Here is a 22,845-nt window from a genome sequence, read left to right as displayed (position 1 = left end):
CATACACGAACCGTGCGCACTGTAATTTGTTTTTGAAATTTGGATTTTTTACAACGTATTAAATTCTTGCCTGGTATGTATGCAGTTCATAATACCGTCCTTCTTTTGCAATCAATTCTGCATGGCTTCCCTGTTCGGCAATTTTTCCGTTTTCAATTACCAGAATCTGGTTAGCCTGCCTGATCGTGCTTAACCTGTGTGCAATCACAAATGTTGTCCTGCCTTTCATTAACTCAGCTAAGCTCTGCTGGATCAGCGATTCGCTTTGCGTATCAAGATTTGAGGTTGCTTCATCCAGAATAATAATTTTAGGATCTGCCAGTATCGCACGTGCTATTGCAATCCGCTGACGCTGCCCGCCTGATAATTTAACGCCACGCTCTCCAATTAATGTGTCCAGCCCTTTTTCAAAACGGTCTGTAAATTCATTTACATACCCTGCTTTCACGGCATTGAGCAGTTGTTCTTCGGTTGCATTTGGCCGTGGAAATAAAATGTTTTCTCTGATCGTTCCTTCAAACAGAAAATCATCCTGTAAGACCACTCCTAAATTTTTGCGATAGCTGCTCAACGTAACTTCGGATAAATCTACTCCATCAATCGTGATTTTTCCTGATTCAGGATTCAGGAACGTAGCAACCAAACCGGCAATGGTTGATTTACCTGAACCTGACGTGCCAACAAGCGCCGTAACCGTTCCCGCAGGAGCATCAAAGCTTACATCGTGTAATACTTCTTTTCCTTCCTGATACGCAAACGAAACACCATCAAAGGTAACGTCTCCTTTAATTTCCTTCAATACCGTTTTCCGTTTTTCAGTATCCTCTTCCGGGTCCATATTCATGATTTCTTCCGTACGATCCAAGCCGGCAAAGGCCTCTGTCAGCTGGCTTCCGATATTACTCATCTGAACGATCGGCGCAATCATAAAACCAAGATATAACGTGAACGAAAGAAAATCACCGCTGGTCATTTCACCTTTAATCATTAAGTAACCGCCGATGCCCATGATACCTAATGTTGCCATACCCAGGAGAAATAACGAAGCGCTGGTTATTAGTGACGTAGAGGTTAAACTTTTTTTCACATTATCAAACAAGCGTTCCACACCTGCTTCAAACGTTTTGTTTTCCTGCTCTTCTGCGTTAAACCCTTTAATGATGCGGACACCGTTTAAAGTTTCCGTTAACCGGCCGGTTACATCTGCATTTATTATACCCCGCTCTTTAAAGATCGGGCGGATGTATCCGAATGCTTTCATCGCAATGAACGCAAAAATAGCTACCGGCAGCAAAACATATACCGTCATAACGGGACTGATTTTTATCAGCAGTATAAGCGCGATTACCGACGTAATTGTTCCTCCGATCAGCTGAACCAAACCCGTACCGATCAGGTTTCGTACCCCTTCTACATCCGTCATGATCCGGGATACCAAAGCGCCTGATTTATTATTATCGAAATAACTGATGGGTAAACCCAGAATTTTACGCTGCACCTGCACACGTAATTTTGAAATCAGCAATTGTGCTTCCACACTTAATAGTTTTGTCAGTAAAAAAGACATGGCAGCATTTACCGCAATCGATAAACCAACAACCCAAAGCAGCGTATAAAGCATATCGATGTCTTTATTGGCCACAACATCATCCAGTAAATATTTGCTGGCTCCCGGTAAAACAAGGCTGGCCAACCGGCTTATAATAATCATGATTAAACCGATCAACAGGATTGTTCTTCGTGGCCAAATAAATGTTTTGAAAACCTGCGCAAGTGTTACTTTATTTTTCTTTTTTTCCATTATAGATATAGAATGTATATTCAGAGACAAAGGTACAACACAAAATGTGCTTTAATGTTGTAGTCGTATGGAGAAGGATTTTATTGTATAGGCTGAATAGAATAAAAACAGTTTAATATGTGTTCTACACAAACTGTTCTAAAAGTGCTATGCGTTTCTCAATGGGCGGGTGTGTGGAAAACAGTGAGCCAAAAATATTCCTTTCGCGGAATTGCGGATTATGCATAAACAACTGGGCTACATCCCTTCTCGTAACAGATTCTATGTATGGGTCTTCGGAAATCTTTCGAAGGGCGGAAGCCAGCGCATAGGGTTTCTTTGTAATTTCTGCCGCACCGGCGTCTGCCAGGTATTCACGTTTACGCGAAATAGCAAAATGCAACAGCCGCGCAATTAAAAATGCCACAACGGAAGCAAGTATTACAAGTAATATAACCGGCAGGTTGCTTTTTCCATCGTTGTCGCGTCTTCCTGCAAAAAATCTGCCGCGCAGTGCCATTTCAGATATAAAAGAAAATATACCGACAAACACAATCGAAATAATCAGCAAGCGTACATCCCTGTTTATGATGTGTGAAAGTTCGTGTGCAATTACACCTTCCAGTTCTTCGTCATTTAATTTTTCAATAATTCCTTTTGAAAGTGTTATGGTAAATGTTTTTTGATTGATTCCGCTCGCAAAAGCATTTAATGAATCATCATCAATAATATTCAGTTGCGGCATCTGCATTCCCTGCGAAATACACATATTTTCCAGCAAATTATACACCCGTGTATTTTCTTTTCGCGGCATCGTATAAGATGCCGTTGCCCCTTCAATCATTTTGTTGTGAAAAAAATAAGCAATCACAAACCATACAGCTGAAAGACACAAAAATAAAAACGAGAGCTCAAGCGAACCCAAAATAATAACAGATAATACAATCAATATCATTGGAAACAAAAAAAGCAACAACAGCGTTTTTCTGTTGTTGCGTCGAATTTGTTTTTGAATACCGATATATTTCACCTGTTTATTTTTCCTTAATTAAAACTTAATTACCGGCGGTTCTTCCATCGTTTTTCTTTTCTCTGTACCCAGGTCGTACATAGATTCTTTTTTAAAATTATACCTGCCCGCAATAATATTATTCGGAAATGATTCAACCGAAGTATTATATTCTTTGGTTGCTGCATTAAAGAAACGGCGCGCTGCTGCAAGTTTATTTTCGATATCGCTTATCTCCTGCTGCAGATGTAAAAAATTCTGATTTGCTTTCAAATCAGGATAGGCTTCTACAGTCAGACGCAGGCCTTGCAATGCCGAGGTAAGCTGGCTGTCTGATTTTATTTTTTCATCAATCGATTGGGCGCTCAATACACTGTTACGTGCAGCAATAACATCTGTAAGTGTTTTACTTTCATGGCCGGCATAGCCTTTTACGGTTTCAACCAGTTGAGGAATAAGATCGCTGCGTTGTCTCAGCTGTACATCAATATCAGAAAATGCCTGCTCCCTGCGGTTACGAAGTCCGATCAATGAATTATAAATTCCGATGAACCAGAAAATAATTAAGGCGATGGGTACGAGCAATAAAATTAAACCTAGCATTGCAATACGTTTTAAGTGATTTGATTTCAAAAAATTACGTATTTAAGAAATAGAAACAAAGCATAAATTATTAAATGCTGTTTTTAATTATTCTCTAGTACTTTCTTGACTTTTTATCCGTGCATTTCATGCTTTGTATTCATTGAATATTTCTGAAGCCGCTGAATTATTTTATTGTATATAAAAATTTTATGCAGATTTTTTCATACACGAAGCATACTTAACAAACGTTAGTTTTTATTAAATCTATTTTGAAGCATCGATATAATTTGTAGGTTTACGCGTTAACCAAATTTTAAATTATGAATCAAAAACCATCAAGTGCTTTTATTGGTGCATCCTGGGTAGCGCTCGGAGCAGGATTGATCGGATATTTGATCGGCTTATGGCGGTCAGATATGATGTTGAGTGAAAAAGGGTATTACTTTACTGTACTTATGTACGGTTTGTTCTCCGTAGTATCTTTACAAAAAGCGGTACGCGACCGGCTGGAAGGTGTTCCGGTAACCGATATCTATTTTGGTTTGGCCTGGTTTTCAAGTCTGCTTTCCATACTGCTGCTTGGGGTTGGTTTATGGAACGCCGCGCTCCTGCCCAGTGAAAAGGGCTTTTACGCCTTCTCTTTTTTGCTGGCACTTTTTGCTGTTATTACCGTGCAAAAAAACACCCGCGACAATCAGTCTTTTAAAAAGTCAGATACAGCGGAATAGATTAAATCTCTGCGAGTCGACTTAATTAAAAACACCTCCAGGGTTTTGAAAAGCCTGGAGATGTTTTTTCTTACCGATAAATTTTGCTGGAGTCCTGTCTTAAGCTTATTAATTGCTTCTATACTACTCTAAATGATCCACCGCGGCAAGTTCTATCACAAGCAGTAACTATAGGTTGATTATTCTTCAAATAATATTTTTGCCGGAATGGAATTCGTTTTACGAAAAGCAATACATTTTTCTCTGCTTCCAAATGTTTCATTCATAAACTCGCGGTTTAGATGTGTTGATTTTTCTGATCTATATGCCTGGAAAGATGAGAAAGGTCTTATAAAACATTTCGGTTTAAAAAAAATCATGGAAATATTTTTCTAACTCACACCCGATGCACTTCCTCTTCGGTCATTACAAAGATCTCAGCATCATCCGCTGGCGGCATGTGCACCAGACCAGTTAACCGGCCGAAGGCAGGCATGATCAGCGTATTTTTCTTTTTATAAAAGCACGGCAGTGTTATGCTTTGTCTTCCTTTCCCATGCAATACAAAACCCGGATGAATGTGGCCCGTGATGGAGAATTCCTGCTCTTGCAGGGTTACAAAATCGTGCGCAAAAATAAAGCTACTTTCACTAAGTGTTTTTTTATGAAGTTCAATATCATATTTTTCATAATGTGGCTGTTGTAAGATATCGTGATTTCCCCGTACCAACTGAAAGGTGATGTTTGCATATTTTCTACGCAGCGCACCGAAAAATTCCCACTCCTGATTATAATCGCTGTGAAACAAATCACCTAAAATCAATAAACGTTTTGGCCGGTAACTGCTCAGCAATGCATCCAGTTGCTGCAGATCATCCGTACCCGATTCCATCGGAATCGGTAATCCGTGTTTGCGAAAGTGTGAAGCCTTTCCTAAATGTATATCCGCTACAATAAGCGTTTGCGTATCGTGCCAGTAAATAGCTTTTTGTGGAAGCAATTCCAATACATTGTTGTTAATATTCAGTAGCTGTCCGGTCATTATTCTTTTTCCAGTTGTGTTTTCATTTTAAATAAACGGTCCTCCAGTTTTTCATTGCTGAACTTCCCGCGCATGCGGTCGACCATGATCGGGTATGCAAACGGTGTTGGTTTGTCAGGCCTTACCAGTACAAGCTTCTGCTCATTAATACGGTTATAGGCTTTACGCATCCGGCGGATCTCTAACTGAAAATCCAGCACTTCATCATATGCCTGCCGCAATAACAGATTATTGCTGTCATATTGTTCAAATACTTTGAAAAACAATTCGGCATTGGCCTGCAGGTGCCGTGTCTTCGCAGATTTTCCGGGATAGCCCTGAAATACCAGTCCGGCGATAGAAGCAATTTCGCGGAAGCGGCGGCGCGCCATCTCAGTTGCATTTACACTTAACTGAATTTCTTTTTCCAGATTGTCAATATTAAACAGATCAAGCTCCAATGCTTCTTCAATCGGAATTTCCTGATCGGATAATAATTCAAACCCATAATCATTCATCGCCACCGAAAACGTTATAGGCTGGATTTCCGAAATTTTATGCGATACAATCGCCGCCATTCCTTCGTGTACAAACCTGCCTTCAAACGGATACATAAATACATGATATCCTTCGCGGCTCTGTACATACTCGATCAGAAATTCTTTATTGGTCGGTAAGTGCGAACGTTTCGCCTGCAGGTCAAACAGTTCTTTTAGTTTATTAAGTTCTTCTTCTTCAATTGCACCGGCATCAAAAAAATGATCGATCTTATAGCGGATCATTTCGGCAAGCTGAGAAGACAAAGGCATACGCCCGCCCTGCCAGCTCGGGATCATTCCTTTTTTTGCTTTACTTTTCCGTACCAGCACATCCATGTGGTGAATGTGTACGATCTCCAGGTTATTTCCGGAGAACCAGAATACGTCTCCGGGTTTTAATTTTGAAATGAAACTTTCTTCAATACTGCCCAGCCGTTTCCCGCTCATGTATTTCACCTGCATGGCAGAATCGCTTACGATGGTACCCATGGAAAGCCGGTGCCTGGTGGCAATGGCGCGGCTCGTTACTTTATAAATACCTTCTTCAATAATTACTTTATGAAACTCGTCGTATGCATCAAGTGAGTTGCCCCCGTTGGTAATGAATTGCAGAGCCCAGGCAAATTCTTCCGGGGTTACACTGGCATAACAAAATGTTTTTTTAATTTCTTCGTAAATAATTTCCGGCCGGAAACCATCCGATACGGCCAGCGTTACCAGGTATTGTACCAGCACATCAAAGCTTCTGACATAGGGAACACGGCTCTCTACCACATTGCGTTTGATGGCTTCGCGCATAGCAGCGCCTTCAATGATCTCAAGTGAATTGGTCGGCACAAAATAGATCTTACTCAACGCACCCGGACTGTGGCCGCTCCTGCCCGCCCGTTGCATAAACCGCGCAACTCCTTTGGGACTTCCTACCTGAACTACCGTATCAACTGCACTGAAATCTACACCTAAGTCTAAACTGGATGTACAGATCACCGCTTTTAATTTTCCTGCATGCAGGTTATCTTCTACCCAGGTACGTGTCTTCTGATCCAGGGAACCGTGGTGCAGTGCAATTAGCCCGGCAAATTCCGGCGCCACGTCCAGCAGCTGCCGGTACCAGATCTCAGATTGTGAACGGGTATTGGTAAAAATTAAAACAGAATGACTATTATGTATGATCGGTATTACTTTGGGTACCAGCTTCGTTCCTACAAAACCCGACCAGGGAAAGTTTTCGATTTTATCGGGAAATACGGTTTCGATCTCAACCCGCTTCGGCAATTCTGCACGGATCATCTTTGTCGGGTTTCCATACTTACCAAGCAGCACATCCTTGGCTTCTTCCAGGTTGCCTATGGTTGCAGAGATTCCCCAGATCTTCAGCATCGGATTTAATCCTTTCAGCCGAGATAAGGCAAGTTCCATCTGAACACCGCGTTTAGACCCGATCAGTTCATGCCATTCATCTACCACTACGGTCGACAGATTTTTAAATACATCCGCATAGCCTTTTTGTGAAAGCAACAGGTGCAAACTTTCCGGTGTGGTTACCAGCAGCTGCGGCATGTTTTTTTTCTGTTTTGTTTTTTGTGCGGAAGTCGTATCCCCGCTGCGTATGGCTACTTCAAAGGGAATATCCAGATCTATGCAGGAACGTTTTGTTGAATATTCAATCTCTTTGGCCAGCGCCCGGATCGGCGTGATCCAGATCGCTTGCAGGCCTTGCTTTGTTTTTGTTTTATAATCGGGATGTTTTTGCAGGTATTCCAACAAAATCCCAAACCATACAGAATACGTTTTACCGCTTCCCGTTGGTGCATTAACCAGTCCGGAATAGCCTTCCAGCATGGCCTTCCAGGTATCCTGCTGAAACAGGTGCGGTTTCCATTTTTGATTTTTAAACCAGGCAAGTATTTCTTTTTGTGTCATGCCGTACGGTTTAATTGCTGAATCAAATGCAAAAGATCTTCTTTACTGTTTGCATCTTTTATGCCCTTGTCTTTCCGCCAGCGCAGAATCCGCGGGAACCGCAGCGCCACGCCGGATTTATGCCGCGGCGATGGATTAATTCCTTCAAAGGCAATTTCAAATACCAGCTCCGGTGTAACGCTTCGTACCGGACCAAATTTTTCCTTGGTATTCTTTTTTACCCAGTTATCTACTTCTACTAATTCTTTATCCGTTAACCCGGAATAGGCTTTGGCAAACGGAACAAGTTCTTCTCCGCTCCAAACCGCAAACGTATAATCGGTATACAGATCTGCTCTTCGTCCATGGCCGCGCTGTGCATAAAGCAGTACACCATCAACCGTTAGCGGATCAATTTTCCATTTCCACCACTTGCCTCTTCTTCTGCCTGCTTCATACAAACTGTCTTTGTGTTTCAGCATTAAGCCTTCGCACATCCGGTCGCGTGATGCAAGCCGTAACAAAACCATTTCTTCAACTGTTTTGCACACAAACACCGGCGATAATTTTAATACCGCTGCCGCGGCTGAATTTTTTTCTGCCAGTTCTTTCAGTAAATTTTCCAGCAGGGCCCTGCGTTCACTCATCGGCAGCAGACGTACATCATTGCCTTTATATTCCAGCAGGTCATAACACATCATGGCAAGCGGTGCATCTGCTAAACTTTTTTTCGAAAGATTTTTCCTGCCGATGCGTGTCTGCATAATATGAAACGGCATCGGTTCATTTCCATTAAACGGAAGAATCTCGCCGTCAATCACTGTGCCGTCGGGTAAGGCTTCTTTTAACCGTTCAAACTCCGGAAATTTATCCGTCATCAGTTCTTCTCCTCTGGACCATACAAATAGTTCACCGCGACGCACAATAATCTGTCCGCGGATGCCGTCGTATTTATATTCGATCTGCCACGCTGTAATATCTCCCAGCGTTTCCGCCGGTACATCCAGCTGATAAGCCAGATAAAACGGATACGGTTTTGAAAGATCTTCTTGTATATCTGTATTGAATAATAAATTATCTAACGTTGAAGTATCCGGAAGCCAGTTACCCATAAGGCGGTGTGCTACGTTGCTTTCAACAAGCTTGTAATTTTTTGCCAGTGCCTTAATCACCAGTTGCTGAGAAACGCCCACGCGAAAACTTCCGGTAATAAGTTTGTTGAACACGAACCGTTCGGCTGTGCTGAGCTGCATCCAGATTTCCTGAATAATATTCTTCCGCTGTTCTTCTGTTTTTGTATCAAGCGTTTTCAATAAGGCCATCATGCCACTTAATGAATAATCGGCTTGTGTTTCAGCAGCGGGCAGCAATAAGGTAATTGTTTCTGCCAGATCACCGACTACATGATAGGATTCTTCGAACAGCCATTCGTTTACACCGGAAAGTTCCATGGACCAGAGCTTCAATTCGGAAGTCTTCACGGTACGCTTTGGTTTTTTCCCTGTTAATAAAGCTACAGCCCATAAAGCATCTGCTGCATCAGACACCGCAAAGTAGTCGGCCAGGGCATCTATTTTTGCATTTGTCCTGGTGGTCTGATCCAGCTCCGTAAACAATTCAGCGAACTTCTTCATGCTCCTCTTCGGTTTCGTTGCTGCCTTCTTTTACTTCGCCTTCATTCAATGATTCACCTTCGTATAAAGTATCTACTTCTACTGCATTCAGTTTTGATTCTTCGCGCAGCCATTTTGCAAACACTGATTTATAACCATGTGTTACATATACATTTTCTGCACCGGTTTCTTTTACAGCAGTATTCAAGCCTTCCCAATCGGCATGGTCGGATAGTACAAATCCCCGATCGGCACTTTTACGGCGGCGTGTTCCGCGGAGCTGCATCCAGCCGCTGCAGATAGCTACAGAGAAGGGATCAAAACGTTTGAGCCAGGGCGTTCCGATTGCTGACGGCGGCGCAACAATTATATTTCCTTTGAATAAAGATTTATTCGTTTCCCCTTCAACCCGAATGGTGGGCGGCAATTCCAATCCGCATTGAGTTAACACACGGTTCAGATTATCTACTGCGCCGTGCGTGTAAATTGTTCCGATGGCTGGGTCCAGGTGTTTGATGATGCGCTGCGCTTTACCCAACGCATAACCGATAATAACACTGGCCTTTCCTTCTTCTTTATTTTTCTGCCACCAGGTATTAATATCTGCGTGTGTATCTTCTGCCTGAGGAAACCGGTATACGGGTAAGCCAAAGGTCGACTCTGTTACAAAATGCTGACAACGCACGGGCTCAAAAGCGGCGGATACCTGATCCTGCTGCAATTTATAATCTCCGGACGCAACCCATATTTCTCCTTTATATTCCAGGCGGATCTGTGCTGAACCCGGAATATGTCCTGCGGGATGCAGACTGATCTTAACACCGTTCATGAGAATTTCTTCGCCGTATTCTACGCCGCGTACGTGTATGTTTTCTCCTAACCGGAATTTCAATACCGGAACGCTTAGATGATGAGAAAGATACTTTTCATTTCCCCATTTCGCATGATCCGAATGTGCATGCGTAATAATGGCATTTTTTACCGGCCGCCAGGGGTCGATATATACATCGGCCTGCGGACAATAAATTCCGTACGGATCAAATTTTAATAACATAGCTGAGAGAATTTTGGGCTGCCTTCTGTATATAGCCTTCTATTAATTTCGGAAATAATTTGTCATTATGCTACTGTTTTAGGTATGCATGAAAAAGATTTTTTGTCCGGGTAAATGTTTTAACCTGTGTTAAAACCAAAAAAAGAGTGATGCCTAACGCACCACTCTCCTCTCAAAATAATTGCTACCTTGAACAACGAAACAATTATGGGAATTTGACACCGGAATATTTCGTCGCATCAATCAATGGAAGCGTTGACCCGTATGTCATATTAATGGATTTAATAAACTCATTTGCTAACATCGCGTTGCCTATAGGTGTTAAATGTACACCATCCAATGAAAAGGCGCCGCCGCTCACAAACGTTGTATTCAGATTTATACCATTGTAAGTGATTCCCGTTTCAGCCATCATTAAGAAGCTGTTTACATCTACAAATGCTAAACCATGTGCAGCAGCCAGGTTTTTAATTTTTGAATTATAGTTTGTTATGGCAGTACGTATATTTGAAATTTCAGAAGCTGTTAAAATATACTGATTCGGAATTGGTTTTGCAGAACCCCATTGGTTGCATTTCAATGAATCCTGCGGTACAGACAACAGCACGTATTCTGATGAAGTAATTTGTCTTCTGCCCCCCGGAGCTGCTGCATCTGCAATAATAAATGGATTCTGCCCCAGGTGGAACGTAATACCAAACGGTGTATATGCTGTATTCAACGCATCTACCTGAGCCTGGCTTGTTAATACCAAACCATTGTATGGTACGGTTGTAAAATAAGGCAATGAAGTAATATCCGGTACATTTCCGATCGCTCCTTTTGCACCACCTGAAACAAGTGTATTGACAATAGCATCCATACTTGCATCAAACCCTACGCCCGGGCCGCCGGCGACCGGTGTAATACTATCATTTGCAGCACCTGCTAATGCATATAACAACACATCATTACTTCCGATAAATAAGGTAAAGAAGGTAGGGTTCTGTGCCATGGCATCCTGCAGAATCGATGCTGTTGCCGGATTCGAAGCCATACGTGTAAAGAACGGATTAAACTTTCCCAAACCGTTTCCAGGATTACCATAACCATGATAGATCGTTGTTACTGATTTCGCTCCCGGTACACCCATGTTATTAAACGGACCGGCAGAACTGTAAATATTTCCAAAGATACTTAAATCTCCAGATGCTGCTACAGGTACGGGCGACAAAGATGTGTTACCCAGACAATCTGTCTTCAGCGCCAGTTTCAATCTTGCGCCGCCAGTTGATCCTACACCTACAGAGGTTTGACTAACCAGCGGTTGTTTAAACTCACCGCCGCCTATTTTAGAAAACTGGCCGGATAAGAGATTCGCAAATGAAACCTGCTGCCCATCATAATACAATGCATTATCTGCATAACCGGAAGTAATGGAATTGCCAACGGCAACATATTTGGTTACATCTAAACTTCCTTTATCAATGGAAGGTTCTTCTATGTGTGGTTTACAGGCAGCCATAGTTCCGCATAATGCCAGTACATATAAGCTGTTTTTATATTTTTTCATGACTAGTTGAAGTTATAGGTTAATGAAATACCTGGCACTAAAATGCGTGTTTTGTATGTACCGGACATGTGTGTTTCTATGTTGGTGTCCGTACGTTTCATAAAGTTGATATAACTGAATGAAGCATCTATTACAAAACGGTCGCTGGGCTTGTACCCGATACCTCCTGTAAAATTCAACCTGTCTGCATCCGGAACTTCCGGTGTTACATATCCATCTTTGATTGGTGTTTTTTCATAGTTTGTACCTGCACGCACTAAAAACTTTTCACTCACTTTATATTGTGCACCTAAACGCAATGCATACGTGTTTTTATAATTACGGGGCGACTCTGTGTCTTTTAACGAAGAAGTATTCTGTTCGTAATCAAACGCCAGTGATTTGTAACTTCCCCAGCCGATGTAGTTCACATCAAAAGTAAGTAATAACCGTTCGCTCGCATTGTAGCCGATCCCTAATGTTAACACTTGAGGAAGTGGAAGGGACGCACTGAAATTACCTGATGGAAAGCTGCTGGCAAGGGATGGAGGTACATTAAACGTTGCCGTGCCCTTGTTTACTTTCATCTTTACTTCCGAGCGGTAACTCAGACCAAACGAAAGTTTGTCACTGGGTTTGTAATAGATACCAAGATTATAACCCATGCCGCCGGCTGTACCTTTTAAGTTAGCTGTAGCATAATCTCCGTTTGAATTGCTAATCGGCAGGTCTCTGCTTAAATCTATATTTCCATAGCCATATACAAAACCTGCACCTATGCCAAACTTGTCGTTGATTTTATAACTTACTGTCGGCTGAAAAAATACGGAAAGCAATTTCATTTGTGTTAAGCTAAATCGTCCGGACCAGCCATCTTCGTATGTAATGGTACTTCCGAATGGTGTATATACACCCATACCAAATTTAAATTTGCTTTCTTTCGGTCCCCAAACGCCATAGCCCGTAAATGGTGTGCTGACCGGAGAATTTGTATTAAACTCCTGCTGGCTGTTCCCGTCGCGGAAGGCGGTACTTTCAGCGGTTAAACTCACCCCTGCACTCACACTGTTTTGCTCTAAGTGCGCAACACTGCCGGGGTTGAAGAAAACACTGGCGGCATCTAAGTTTGTTGCAACGCCTGCTCCACCCATAGCTTGCTGCTTTTGCCCCTGCAAATTTACCTGAAAGCCCTGGGCAAACAGTAATGCCGGCGATAGAATACAAACGATAATTAGTAATTGTTTCATAGCATTTTGATTACGGTTTATAACGATTAAAAAAATTGTACTGAATTTCCCTGAAAAAAAGCAGGATCTATGTCGAATGTCTTCTTTCAGAAAAGAAGCATGCCAGCATTGTCTTTTATACGACCAACAGAATAAAAAAGGTTTTGTTTTTAATCTGTTTCAACTAAATATATTCTCCTGATCCTTTTTTAGGAAGAATACGGTCTGGTTAGATAACAATTGTTAATGCGCTCTTTCCGTTTAATCCGTTGCTATATATAAGTTACACTTTTTTTGACTATTTCAATAGGCGTTTGTGCAACCATACATATATTACTTTTTAGAGGTTTGTTTTTTTTAGATGTGTGCGTAATGAAATTGCAGGCAGAGAATAAAAATTGATGCAAAAAAAACCGGGGCTGATCAGCCCCGGTTTAAAACATCAGGAACGGTTCCCATGAAGTTGTTTTTCCGAAATGATTAATGTGGACGGTATATCTGATAACCATACACTTTTTGTTTCTACTAATTTTTTCCAGCTGGCCAAACTTATAATCATCATGTCCTGTTGCTGTAAAAATGTTTTTTCAATTATACGTTGATTTTGCAGCGTAATGTGGTTTGGTGCATTTTGCTCAATGGCACGTATTTTTTCTTTGGTTTCAGAATTGTTTTTTATTTCACCGGCTGCATCCAGCACCACTACCTGCGCGCCGCTGTTATGAATAAGCTTCTGTGCATAATTAACCAGGTATGCATCTTTGACATCAAAGATCGGAATGAAAATGCGATCAACTTTTGTCAGGTTCTTATCAATTAAAATTCCTACTGGTACATGTGTTCTTGATAAGATAAGTTTTGTACTTTCATCAAACGGCGAATTATCAAACAATTTTTCTTTTCCTGTTACGGTATTTAATAATTTTTCAGGATTAATAATGCGGGTTGTAAAGCCAAGTACTTTCCCTAACAAGCTTCCCTGAAAAATAGATTCGCTTAAGCCTACTAAAAGCAGATCGTAATCTCCTTTGTTTGCTGTATCTGCAACCTCATAATTAATATCGTTAGACGCTTTGAATATGGTTGTTACTTTCTGGTTCAGCTGCTGTGATTCTTCGATAATCGGATCGAAGATTTCTTTTTCATATTCTTCGATATTATAATGATGTAATTCATTGGTTGGCGAAAGGTGCAGCGCCGTTAAGGATGCATTGCTGTTTAGTTTTTTTGTTAAACCGTTTGCAAGTTTTAATAACGTCTTTCCCGATTCCGGATTACTGAACGATACTAAAATTTTGTATTTGCTGATGTCTTTAATTTCCTGTGGTACAATCTGCACTTTACTTCTGAACAGAAAATTAATTGCGTCAAGCGCGGGCCCTGTCATAACAGTTGTGAGTAATGCCATGATCACCATCATGGTAAATATTTCCGGAGTTAAAACACCTAAGTCATAGCCAATGTTTAATACAACCAGCTCCATCAAACCTCTTGTATTCATAAGTGCTCCGATGGTTAAACTGTTTTTCCAGTTCTGTCCTACAAATTTTGCTGCCAGTGCACTGCCAATAAATTTTCCGGCTACCGCAACAAGGATAATCAATCCGGTAATCTTCCATAGATACGGATCATTCAGTAATCCGATCTGTGTTCTTAATCCTGTAAAAACAAAAAACAAGGGCAGCAATAAAACCAATGCTACGTCTTCTACTTTTTCAATGAAAATATTTCTGAACCGAATGTTTTCAGGCATGATAGCACCTGCCATAAATGCGCCGAATAATGCGTGAATACCAATCACTTCGGTAGCATAAGAAGAAATCAATAATATAAGTAAGAATATGGCTACAATTGGTTTACTTAAATTTTCTCTTGTTGCATGCAGTTCACCCACACGTTTTAAAAATGGCTTGATCACATAGATCATAATAACAACATAACCCAAGGCAAGTCCCATGATGTAAAAGGCACTTATAAAAGAACCGGCTTTTACAATTGCAATTACAGCTGCAAGAATGCACCATGCCGTAATATCATCTGCTGCTGCACACGTAATAACAACTGTTCCTAATTTTGTTTTATGGATGCCGCGCTCCTGAACAATACGCGCCAGTACCGGAAAGGCTGTTATACTCATGGCAATACCGAGAAAAAGAGCAAACGATAAAAACTGTACGCCTTCTGGTGCAAAAGACTGATAAATAAAAAACGCGAGCCCCATGCCTAAAGCAAACGGAATAATAATACTTGCGTGACTTATAACAACTGCTTCATGTGCCTTGTTTCTCAAAACTTTCAGATCCAGCTCCATGCCTACGATGAACATAAAAAGTATCAAGCCGATCTGGCTTAGAAACTGAAGGTTACCCAATGATTTTACAGGAAACAAGGCGGCTGAAAATTCCGGAAAATACATGCCGATTAATGATGGCCCCAAGATGATGCCGGCTATAATTTCACCGACTACGGAAGGCTGCCCGATCTTTTTGCACACCCAGCCCAATAAGCGTGCAATAATAATAATTGTTACGATCTGTGCCAGCATAATTGCAAGCGGATGCTGCAGGTTATGTTGCATTGCTACCAAAAATTCCTGCCACTGACTTTTACCGGATTGCGGTATTACAATATTTCTGCCTTTCTCCAGCGATGCCCCTGTCAATACGATCCAATACATCAGTACCGAAAACACACTGATTATACCAATATAAAAAAAGCCGTTTTTAAATTTTTTCATTCTGATTTACTTTTACGATTATGCTGAGGTTAAAATGTTTTTAAGACTGCCCGGATACAAAAATGGCTGGATTTTTAAGGAAAAAATAACCCTTGATTTAAAATATCCCACAAATGTAGTAAGATGGAATTTTTTTGTAATAAAATCAGGGTTTGATTAATTCTATAAACGTATTTCTATAAACATCACTTAAGGTCAGCTTCAATAAACCACCGGATTTGTCGGTAAGGTTTGTGGTGATCTCATCAAATGAAAATAGCTGTACCGATTTCAGCGCAATTAATTCTTTTTTATTAATGCGGCAAAACTGGTCTGCGGGCAATATTTCCTGCAGTTTTTCAAATGAAATATTTTTTAGTGTTAAGGTTGCCCCATCAACAAACTGTGCAAATTTATCCCGGCTATCAGATTCAGAACTTTTTATGTAACACAGCTGATCGAAAAAGATCAATGCTTTTCCTTTATCTGTATTTAGCTGAACAAAAGATTTTGTATTTGGTTTGATATTGATTTTCTGCAGCAGTTTCTGCACAGCTTGCTGAAGGCGTTCTTTCTTTACCGGTTTACGTACATAATCAACAGCATTCAGATCAAACGCTTCCGCGGCATATTCTTTATAAGCCGTTGTAAAAATTACCGGTTTGCCGTTTAATAAATTAGCCACCTGCAAGCCATTCATCCCCGGCATTTCAATATCTAAAATACACAGGTCGAAATCCAGATCAGCCTGTTCAGCAAGAAAAACTTCCGGTTTGTTAAACGCTTTTACAACTTCCAGTTCCGGAATTTGCTCGCATAACATTTTCAAATACGTTAATCCCGGCAGCTCATCATCAAGCAGTATGCACTTTAGTTTTATATTCAAGTAAATTTATTTTTAAATGTGTGGTATAAATATCGTCTTCAATAAACCGGTCTAATGTATAGTTGCCATTATACAATATTTTAAGGCGCTGTTCAAACGTTTCGCTGCCTATGCCGCTGCGGTCTTTTTGCATAGCGGCTTTACCAGACGTTTTATTTGAAACGGTTAGATACAGGCTGCTGTTTTTAAATTCAAAAACAATCGATATAAATGACTCTGCACTTTGCAGATCAGCATGCTTAAAGGCATTTTCAATCAGATCAATAGAAATCAACGGTGCCAGGATCTGTTGGTTATAGAGCGGATCCGAGTCATCTATTTTTGTTTTAACGTTTAATTCAAACAACGGACTGATCTTGATTTTATTTATTTCTATCAGGTCAAGTGCAAATTCAATTTCTTCTTTGGGAGAAACAAGTTTGTTGCGGCTTTCATATAAAATATAATCCAGTACATTCGCTAATTTATCAAGCGCATAATAGGTTTGATAGGCATGCGACTGAATGGAGTTAAGAATGTTTTTAAACAAATGCGGATTTAATCTGGACTCAAGTGTTTGAAGTTGAAGTCCGTTTATTTTTTCTTCCAGCACATTAAACTTTAATTCTGCTTCCTGCTGAATCTGCTTCGATTTTTTAAGTTTAGCATACAGATTCACTGTTACGATTGTTAGCACACTAACCACAATGGTTGCCAGATAAAGAAGTACGAGTGCCGTTATATTCATTCCTGTTGTTTGTTTTTTATTATGCTGCAGGAGCAATGCTTTAAATTTATGTAAAATTCAATGAAATATTTTATTCGCTGCGCTTTCTTGTCTGACAAAAAAATCAGAATTATATTGCTTACGTACAATACCCTTGCTATTGTATAAATCTCAACCCGAGTTATCTTATGGAAAACGACACATTAGACCTGGACCAGCTTCCTGAAAAAGAGCAGAAATACAACAAAATCGGCGGATGGATGATTATCCCTGTTATTGGATTATTTATTACACCGCTGCGCCTGACCGTTTCCTTATTTAAGGATTTGATTCCGGCTGTTACCGGCCCTGATATTGCCTTGTATGAAGATCCGGCATCTGAATTGTATACGCCGGCTTTACGGTATCTTCTTTATGGAGAAATCTTTGTTAATGTAGGATTTTCAATTTTTGCGATCGTGATCCTTGTACATTTATTTAAGTTTAAATCGATAACACCTCTTTTATACATTACGTTTGTTGTTTCAAATCTGGTGTTTGTTGTTGCAGATTCTTTGATCGTGCTGCAACTTGGATTAGGGACCACCGGCGATTTTTTTGATAAAGAATTATTCCAGGCTATTGTTTCGTGCAGCATCTGGATTCCTTTCTTTTTATTATCGGAGCGGGTTAAAGGAACCTTTGTAAAATAAAAATCGCGGCGGCTTATAACAAAACGCGTAGCGGAAATTTTTTTGAATAAAAAGGCGTTATACAAAAATCCGTACAACGCCTTTTTATTGTCAATTCTGATAAGCCTTATTCCGTTTCAGCCATATTATGGAACACCGCCTGCACATCATCATCGTCTTCAAATTTTTCCAGAAGCTTATATATTTCTTCCTGCTGCTCTGTAGTTAACGTTGTAGTTGTATTCGGAATACGTTCTGTTTCTGCATTGATAACAGTAATATTTCTTTGCTCCAATTCTTTCAGCATCGTTCCGAAATCAACAAACGCCGTATAAATGAAAATTTCATTTCCATCTTTTACAATTTCTTCTGCACCAAAATCAATCAGTTCCAGTTCCAGTTCTTCCGGATCTAAACCGGTGCCATCAATTTTGATCACGCCTTTACGTTCAAATAAAAATTCCAACGAACCCGTTTTTCCTAATGCTCCGCCTGAACGTGTAAAGTATGATCGCACATTGGCAACCGTTCGTGTATTGTTATCTGTTGCACATTCAACAAGAATGGCAATACCATAAGGGCCGTATCCTTCAAACACTACTTCCTCGTAATCCGATTCGTCTTTACCTGAAGCTCTTTTTATTGCTGCATCAATTCTGTCCTTCGGCATGTTTACACTTTTGGCATTGTTTACTGCCGTACGCAAACGAGAATTGGTTTCTATATTTCCGCCGCCTTGTTTGGCAGCCATAACGATCTCTTTACCTAAACGTGTAAAGGCTTTGGCCATTCGATCGAAACGTTTTGCTCTTCTTCCTTTTCGAAGTTCGTATGCTCTTCCCATAATAGTTGTATTTGCAATCTTGCGCCAAAGTTACGTAGATTTCAAGAGGTTATATAATGAAATGTTACTTTTTTCGTTAGAAAATGCACCATTATTTACGTCCTTTATATAGTAGAGATGTGCTGTTTTCATCTCTTTTTTAAAATAGGATCATTAAAACCCATTATAAACCATTCAATTGTAACGTATAAATTGTTTGTATTGCAAAACAATCTAAAAACACGAACCGTATTCATATGATGGCAATGCTGTTGCTGGTATCTGAGCATGCATTGTCTATAAGCTTTTACAGCATTTTATTGTTGTTAAACGTGTCAAAAATATTTTGGGATTTGCTACTAAAAATGATAAAATGATAGTGCGTAAAGAACGGTTTGAAACCATCAGTGGTATTTTCGTTTTTATTATTGCAATTTTCATTTTCACGTATGTGGAACAACTGATTGAAAATTATTTAAAAGAACGGGATGAACCGAATGTTGATTAATTGCAGTGTGCTTTATTAATCTATGCTGCTGAATGTTAAACTTAATTTGAACAGAATTTATAAAATGAATTTTTTTTGTAGATTCGGGAAAAACCTTCTCAACTATGAAAAATCTATACATACTTATATTTGCCTGCCTGGCTATATCTGCACAGGGTCAGCAATTATTAAACAGTGATTTTGAAAACTGGACGAATCATCCGGGCAGCGGAGGATACAGCAGTTACGATGAAGCAGACAATTGGGCTTCGGGAAATGCCGCCGTAAATATTGCACCCGGCTTAACTCCTCCAACCACTAAAACAACAGATGCCCAGCACGGAAACGCTGCTGTAAAACTTACAACCCAGTCTATCTTTGGACAAATTGCCGCAGGCAATCTTTTTACAGGAAAATTTCAGTTAAACTTATCGAACCCTGTAAAAAGTGTGCAAATGGGAATACCTTATGTATCCAGACCTTCAGCATTTAATGTTTATTATAAATATGCTCCGGTAAATGGTGATTCCTGCGCCATTTATGTTCTGTTAACCAAATACAATACTTCTACTAAAAAAACAGATACCATTGGCAGAGGTCATTTTTCTTCTACGGCCAACGTTTCTGTATACACGCTATTACACATTCCGGTTACCTATACATCAACTGCAGCTCCCGATTCAATTGCAATGGTATTTACGTCAAGTGCCGATGGCGGAAATTTTCGCGGGCAGGTTGGAAGCTCGTTAACCGTTGATAATTTCTCGCTGGAGTTTGAAGAGCTAAGTATTGCAACTTCCCTTGCTGCGGTATCGGCTGTGTTATATCCAAACCCGGCACAATCACGGGTGGCTCTTTCAAATGCACCTTCAGAATCTGGAACGGTTTATTTCTATAATGTTGCAGGCAAACTGGTTTCCTCACAAAAATGGACGGGTACCGTTTCGCCTGAATTTGCACTCGATAATATGCCGGCCGGATTTTATACCTGTAAATTCATTACTTCTGATACAGCTGTTTTCTCCGGTAAATTATTAATTACGGAATAATCTGATGCGCAGGTATTTTGTCACAACAGCTTGGTTGCTCCTTATTTCTTCTGTGTCGTTTGCACAACATGCACACTGGAATGTGTATGCTAAAACAGGCATACAGGTTGGCGGACCGTTATATCACAGCTCAACGATTGTGAGCAAATCCGGTTCGCCGGGTTTTAACCCAATCATTGGTACAGGAATATCTTATAAGCTTTCAAAAAAATGGTCGCTAGCTGCCGAAGCTTTTTATAGCCGCAGAAAAGTTACATATACATCTGAAGTAAAAGACCAGAATTATATTGACCGCAACACGATTATTATAAACAATAATCCCGTTACGTTTGAAGTTTCCACAACATTTACCGGAACCACAAAAGGTGAATTTGATATACATTACCTGGAATTTCCGTTACTGGCACAATATGCTATCGGAAACAACTGGCAGATTCATGCAGGGATGTATTATTCGTGGGCGTTCAGTAAAACAAATAAAGGCACGGCAACCGGTATTATTGGCCGGACAGATATTTCAAATCCGAACACCGTAACAGATAAAGAATATAATTACAGCAAAGAAGTTAACTCCAGATACTACGGCTTTGTTGCCGGCGCACAGTATCAGCTTTCTCCGGCAGTTGCGCTGGATCTTCGTGCAACCTATTCCTGCAAAAGTTTATACAAAGAAGATTGGGAAGGCGTTCCGTATACGTTAAAAGATTTGTACGTACAGTTTACGGTAAAATATTTCTTTATAAGAGCCAAGGACTGATGCATGCTGTTTATTCCCTGGTAAAATAAAAACGGAAGCTTTTAATTACAACGATACATGTATATTCCAAAGTTTTTCAAACTGGATGATCCTGAAAAGGCGCGCGTTTTTATTGAAAAAAACAGTTTTGGTATTTTAATAAATCAGTTGGATGGCAAACATTTGGCTACGCATATTCCGCTGCTTATTGAAACAAACAGTAACAATGAAACTATTTTGTCCGGACACATAGCAAAAGCAAATAATCAATGGAAAGCTTTTCGCGAAGATCAGGAAGTACTTGTTATTTTTCAGGGACCTCATGCCTACATATCTTCTTCCTGGTATGATCATGAAAATGTCCCAACCTGGAATTACACAGCCGTACATGTATATGGAAAAATTAAAATTTCAGATAATAAAACCGTATTTAATCAGTTGAGCAAACTTGTTGATACATATGAAACTGGAAATAAAAATCCCGTAAGTATTTCAAAAATGTCTGCCGGTATGGTTGAAAACCAAATGAAAGCGATTGTTGGTTTTGAAATCCTCATCACGGAGATACAGGCTGCAGAAAAACTTTCTCAAAACAGAGATGAAAAAAATTACAACAACATTATAGCTGAACTGGAAAAGAAAGGTGATGTGGATTCTCTGCAAGTGGCGGCGGCAATGAAAAATTTAAAACGCTAATCTGAACTCCTTTTCGAAGCAGATACGTACATAGGAATTCCCTTTTTTAGTATTAATTTTGGATCATGGCAATCCAGATTTACAATCCTTTTGAAGAAATGCATTTTGATATGCACACCTGTTTTCTAACCGGAGAAACATTGCAGGCAGATACTGAACCGGTTTCTATTTTTCCGGAGTGGGTATTGAAAAGATATAATCTAAGCGATCAAACATTTAAAATGCTGGATGAAGGCACACGCATTCAATATAAAAATCTGAAAGTACCGTATTCAAAAGCTGTTATTGAACAAGCTATGAATCCGCTGGAAGCAGAAATAGAAAAAGCCTTTTGTGCCGGTTATGATGAAGTTGTAAAAATTCCGGAGGAACGATTGTTTCAATGGATGGCTAAACTTATGATTGGTGTGTTATTTGAAGACTTACGGATTGCACAAAAAAAATTAGCTGCGCAGAATGATATCTTGCATGTATCTTCTTTTTTAAAAGCGCGTTTTCAAAAACTGCATTGGATGCTTCAATCTCTGGTTTTACCGATGGAATTTAAAGGATTAAAACCCTGGTCAATCCGGGTATTTCGTGTAAAATATTCGAAAGATGTTTTTCATTACAAAGATGAAACCAACAATCTTAATTTCTCTTTAGGCATGAATGATTTTGGTATTGTTGCCTGTCTGCAGGACAATGGTGAAGTTGGTAAAAAGCTGAATGAACTTACAGACAGAATTGGCGATAAAACATTGCATCCGATTCAGTTTGAAGAATTGTGCGCACGGTTTATTTATTCAAATTATTTACTTACCAGTTATGCTACGTACAACGTTTTGTTAACAGACGAAAAAGTAACGGTTGAATCAATACCGTTGAGCGCAAAAAACAACACGCCGTTGTTTGATCACTGGGATGATAATATGTACGGACAAGTGCTGGCGAATTACTGGAAACCCTGGGGTCTAACGATGAAAGAAATTATCATGTTCCCAAATCCGCCGATCAGTTTTATCGAAAATGATTACAACGATGAAATCACAGATCTGGAAAAAATTAATCAGCCGTATTAAAAATAAATTTGTATAGCCTGCTGTTTTTTAATTACGACTTCAGTTAA

Annotated in this window: 20 protein-coding genes; 7 read left to right on the top strand and 13 right to left on the bottom strand. The window is 40.0% G+C overall.

Annotation, left to right across the window (positions count from 1 at the left end):
* Window positions 1–58 precede the first annotated feature (58 nt).
* The 3 genes from CHU_RS17150 to CHU_RS17140 form a co-directional block, all read right to left on the bottom strand.
* Window positions 59–1,801, bottom strand: coding sequence for an ABC transporter ATP-binding protein (locus CHU_RS17150; protein ID WP_041932474.1), 1,743 nt, complete (start codon window positions 1,799–1,801; stop codon window positions 59–61).
* Between the two features lie 124 nt (window positions 1,802–1,925).
* Window positions 1,926–2,735 (bottom strand): M48 family metallopeptidase, encoded by an 810-nt coding sequence (locus CHU_RS17145; protein WP_202944119.1) that lies wholly within the window; start codon window positions 2,733–2,735, stop codon window positions 1,926–1,928.
* Window positions 2,736–2,828: 93 nt separating this feature from the next.
* Window positions 2,829–3,392, bottom strand: a complete 564-nt coding sequence (locus CHU_RS17140) for a LemA family protein (protein ID WP_011586868.1) — start codon at window positions 3,390–3,392, stop codon at window positions 2,829–2,831.
* Window positions 3,393–3,694: 302 nt separating this feature from the next.
* Here CHU_RS17140 and yiaA point away from each other — a divergent pair, with 302 nt between their 5' ends.
* Window positions 3,695–4,102 (top strand): inner membrane protein YiaA, encoded by a 408-nt coding sequence (yiaA, locus tag CHU_RS17135; protein WP_011586867.1) that lies wholly within the window; start codon window positions 3,695–3,697, stop codon window positions 4,100–4,102.
* Between the two features lie 376 nt (window positions 4,103–4,478).
* Here yiaA and pdeM read toward each other — a convergent pair whose 3' ends face one another.
* The 9 genes from pdeM to CHU_RS17090 all read right to left on the bottom strand — a co-directional run bounded on the left by pdeM (window position 4,479) and on the right by CHU_RS17090 (window position 17,296).
* On the bottom strand, window positions 4,479–5,123 hold the full coding sequence (gene pdeM, locus CHU_RS17130) for a ligase-associated DNA damage response endonuclease PdeM (RefSeq protein WP_011586866.1): 645 nt from the start codon (window positions 5,121–5,123) through the stop codon (window positions 4,479–4,481).
* The gene (locus CHU_RS17125) at window positions 5,123–7,564 is read right to left on the bottom strand and encodes a ligase-associated DNA damage response DEXH box helicase (RefSeq protein WP_011586865.1); all 2,442 of its coding nucleotides are present in this window, start codon (window positions 7,562–7,564) and stop codon (window positions 5,123–5,125) included. Before CHU_RS17125 ends, pdeM begins: the two co-directional genes overlap by 1 nt.
* On the bottom strand, window positions 7,561–9,177 hold the full coding sequence (locus CHU_RS17120) for an ATP-dependent DNA ligase (RefSeq protein ID WP_011586864.1): 1,617 nt from the start codon (window positions 9,175–9,177) through the stop codon (window positions 7,561–7,563). Before CHU_RS17120 ends, CHU_RS17125 begins: the two co-directional genes overlap by 4 nt.
* Window positions 9,161–10,210, bottom strand: coding sequence for a ligase-associated DNA damage response exonuclease (locus tag CHU_RS17115; protein WP_011586863.1), 1,050 nt, complete (start codon window positions 10,208–10,210; stop codon window positions 9,161–9,163). The genes CHU_RS17120 and CHU_RS17115 overlap by 17 nt, the downstream gene beginning before the upstream one ends.
* Before the next feature lie 205 nt (window positions 10,211–10,415).
* Window positions 10,416–11,762, bottom strand: coding sequence for a hypothetical protein (locus tag CHU_RS17110; protein ID WP_011586862.1), 1,347 nt, complete (start codon window positions 11,760–11,762; stop codon window positions 10,416–10,418).
* A 2-nt stretch (window positions 11,763–11,764) separates the two neighbouring features.
* The gene (locus tag CHU_RS17105) at window positions 11,765–12,988 is read right to left on the bottom strand and encodes an OmpP1/FadL family transporter (RefSeq protein WP_011586861.1); all 1,224 of its coding nucleotides are present in this window, start codon (window positions 12,986–12,988) and stop codon (window positions 11,765–11,767) included.
* A gap of 421 nt (window positions 12,989–13,409) precedes the next feature.
* A complete protein-coding gene (locus CHU_RS17100; RefSeq protein WP_011586860.1) occupies window positions 13,410–15,704 on the bottom strand; it encodes a cation:proton antiporter in 2,295 nt (764 codons plus the stop codon).
* Window positions 15,705–15,849: 145 nt separating this feature from the next.
* Complete coding sequence (locus tag CHU_RS17095) at window positions 15,850–16,569, bottom strand: LytR/AlgR family response regulator transcription factor (protein ID WP_011586859.1); 720 nt, start codon at window positions 16,567–16,569, stop codon at window positions 15,850–15,852.
* On the bottom strand, window positions 16,538–17,296 hold the full coding sequence (locus tag CHU_RS17090) for a sensor histidine kinase (protein ID WP_041932817.1): 759 nt from the start codon (window positions 17,294–17,296) through the stop codon (window positions 16,538–16,540). The genes CHU_RS17095 and CHU_RS17090 overlap by 32 nt, the downstream gene beginning before the upstream one ends.
* A gap of 167 nt (window positions 17,297–17,463) precedes the next feature.
* Here CHU_RS17090 and CHU_RS17085 point away from each other — a divergent pair, with 167 nt between their 5' ends.
* A complete protein-coding gene (locus CHU_RS17085; protein WP_011586857.1) occupies window positions 17,464–17,967 on the top strand; it encodes a DUF2569 domain-containing protein in 504 nt (167 codons plus the stop codon).
* Between the two features lie 106 nt (window positions 17,968–18,073).
* Here CHU_RS17085 and CHU_RS17080 read toward each other — a convergent pair whose 3' ends face one another.
* Window positions 18,074–18,790 carry a YebC/PmpR family DNA-binding transcriptional regulator gene (locus tag CHU_RS17080; RefSeq protein WP_011586856.1) on the bottom strand — a complete coding sequence of 239 codons (717 nt, stop codon included), beginning with the start codon at window positions 18,788–18,790 and terminating at the stop codon, window positions 18,074–18,076.
* 352 nt (window positions 18,791–19,142) lie between these two features.
* Between CHU_RS17080 and CHU_RS19815 the strand changes: the two genes are divergently transcribed.
* From CHU_RS19815 to CHU_RS17060, 5 genes are all read left to right on the top strand, one after another.
* On the top strand, window positions 19,143–19,277 hold the full coding sequence (locus CHU_RS19815; protein WP_256235747.1) for a hypothetical protein: 135 nt from the start codon (window positions 19,143–19,145) through the stop codon (window positions 19,275–19,277).
* A 104-nt stretch (window positions 19,278–19,381) separates the two neighbouring features.
* Entirely contained in the window at window positions 19,382–20,305 is a 924-nt protein-coding gene (locus tag CHU_RS17075) for a PCMD domain-containing protein (protein ID WP_011586854.1), read from the top strand.
* Window positions 20,306–20,309: 4 nt separating this feature from the next.
* The gene (locus CHU_RS17070) at window positions 20,310–21,062 is read left to right on the top strand and encodes an outer membrane beta-barrel protein (RefSeq protein ID WP_011586853.1); all 753 of its coding nucleotides are present in this window, start codon (window positions 20,310–20,312) and stop codon (window positions 21,060–21,062) included.
* A 57-nt stretch (window positions 21,063–21,119) separates the two neighbouring features.
* Window positions 21,120–21,737 (top strand): FMN-binding negative transcriptional regulator, encoded by a 618-nt coding sequence (locus CHU_RS17065; protein WP_011586852.1) that lies wholly within the window; start codon window positions 21,120–21,122, stop codon window positions 21,735–21,737.
* A 65-nt stretch (window positions 21,738–21,802) separates the two neighbouring features.
* The gene (locus tag CHU_RS17060) at window positions 21,803–22,798 is read left to right on the top strand and encodes a hypothetical protein (protein WP_011586851.1); all 996 of its coding nucleotides are present in this window, start codon (window positions 21,803–21,805) and stop codon (window positions 22,796–22,798) included.
* The last annotated feature ends 47 nt before the right edge of the window (window positions 22,799–22,845 follow it).

The organism is Cytophaga hutchinsonii ATCC 33406 (assembly GCF_000014145.1).
Taxonomy (GTDB): Bacteria; Bacteroidota; Bacteroidia; order Cytophagales; family Cytophagaceae; genus Cytophaga; species Cytophaga hutchinsonii.
Note: the sequence above shows the minus strand (reverse complement) of the source record. Positions and strands in the feature narration are given on the sequence as shown.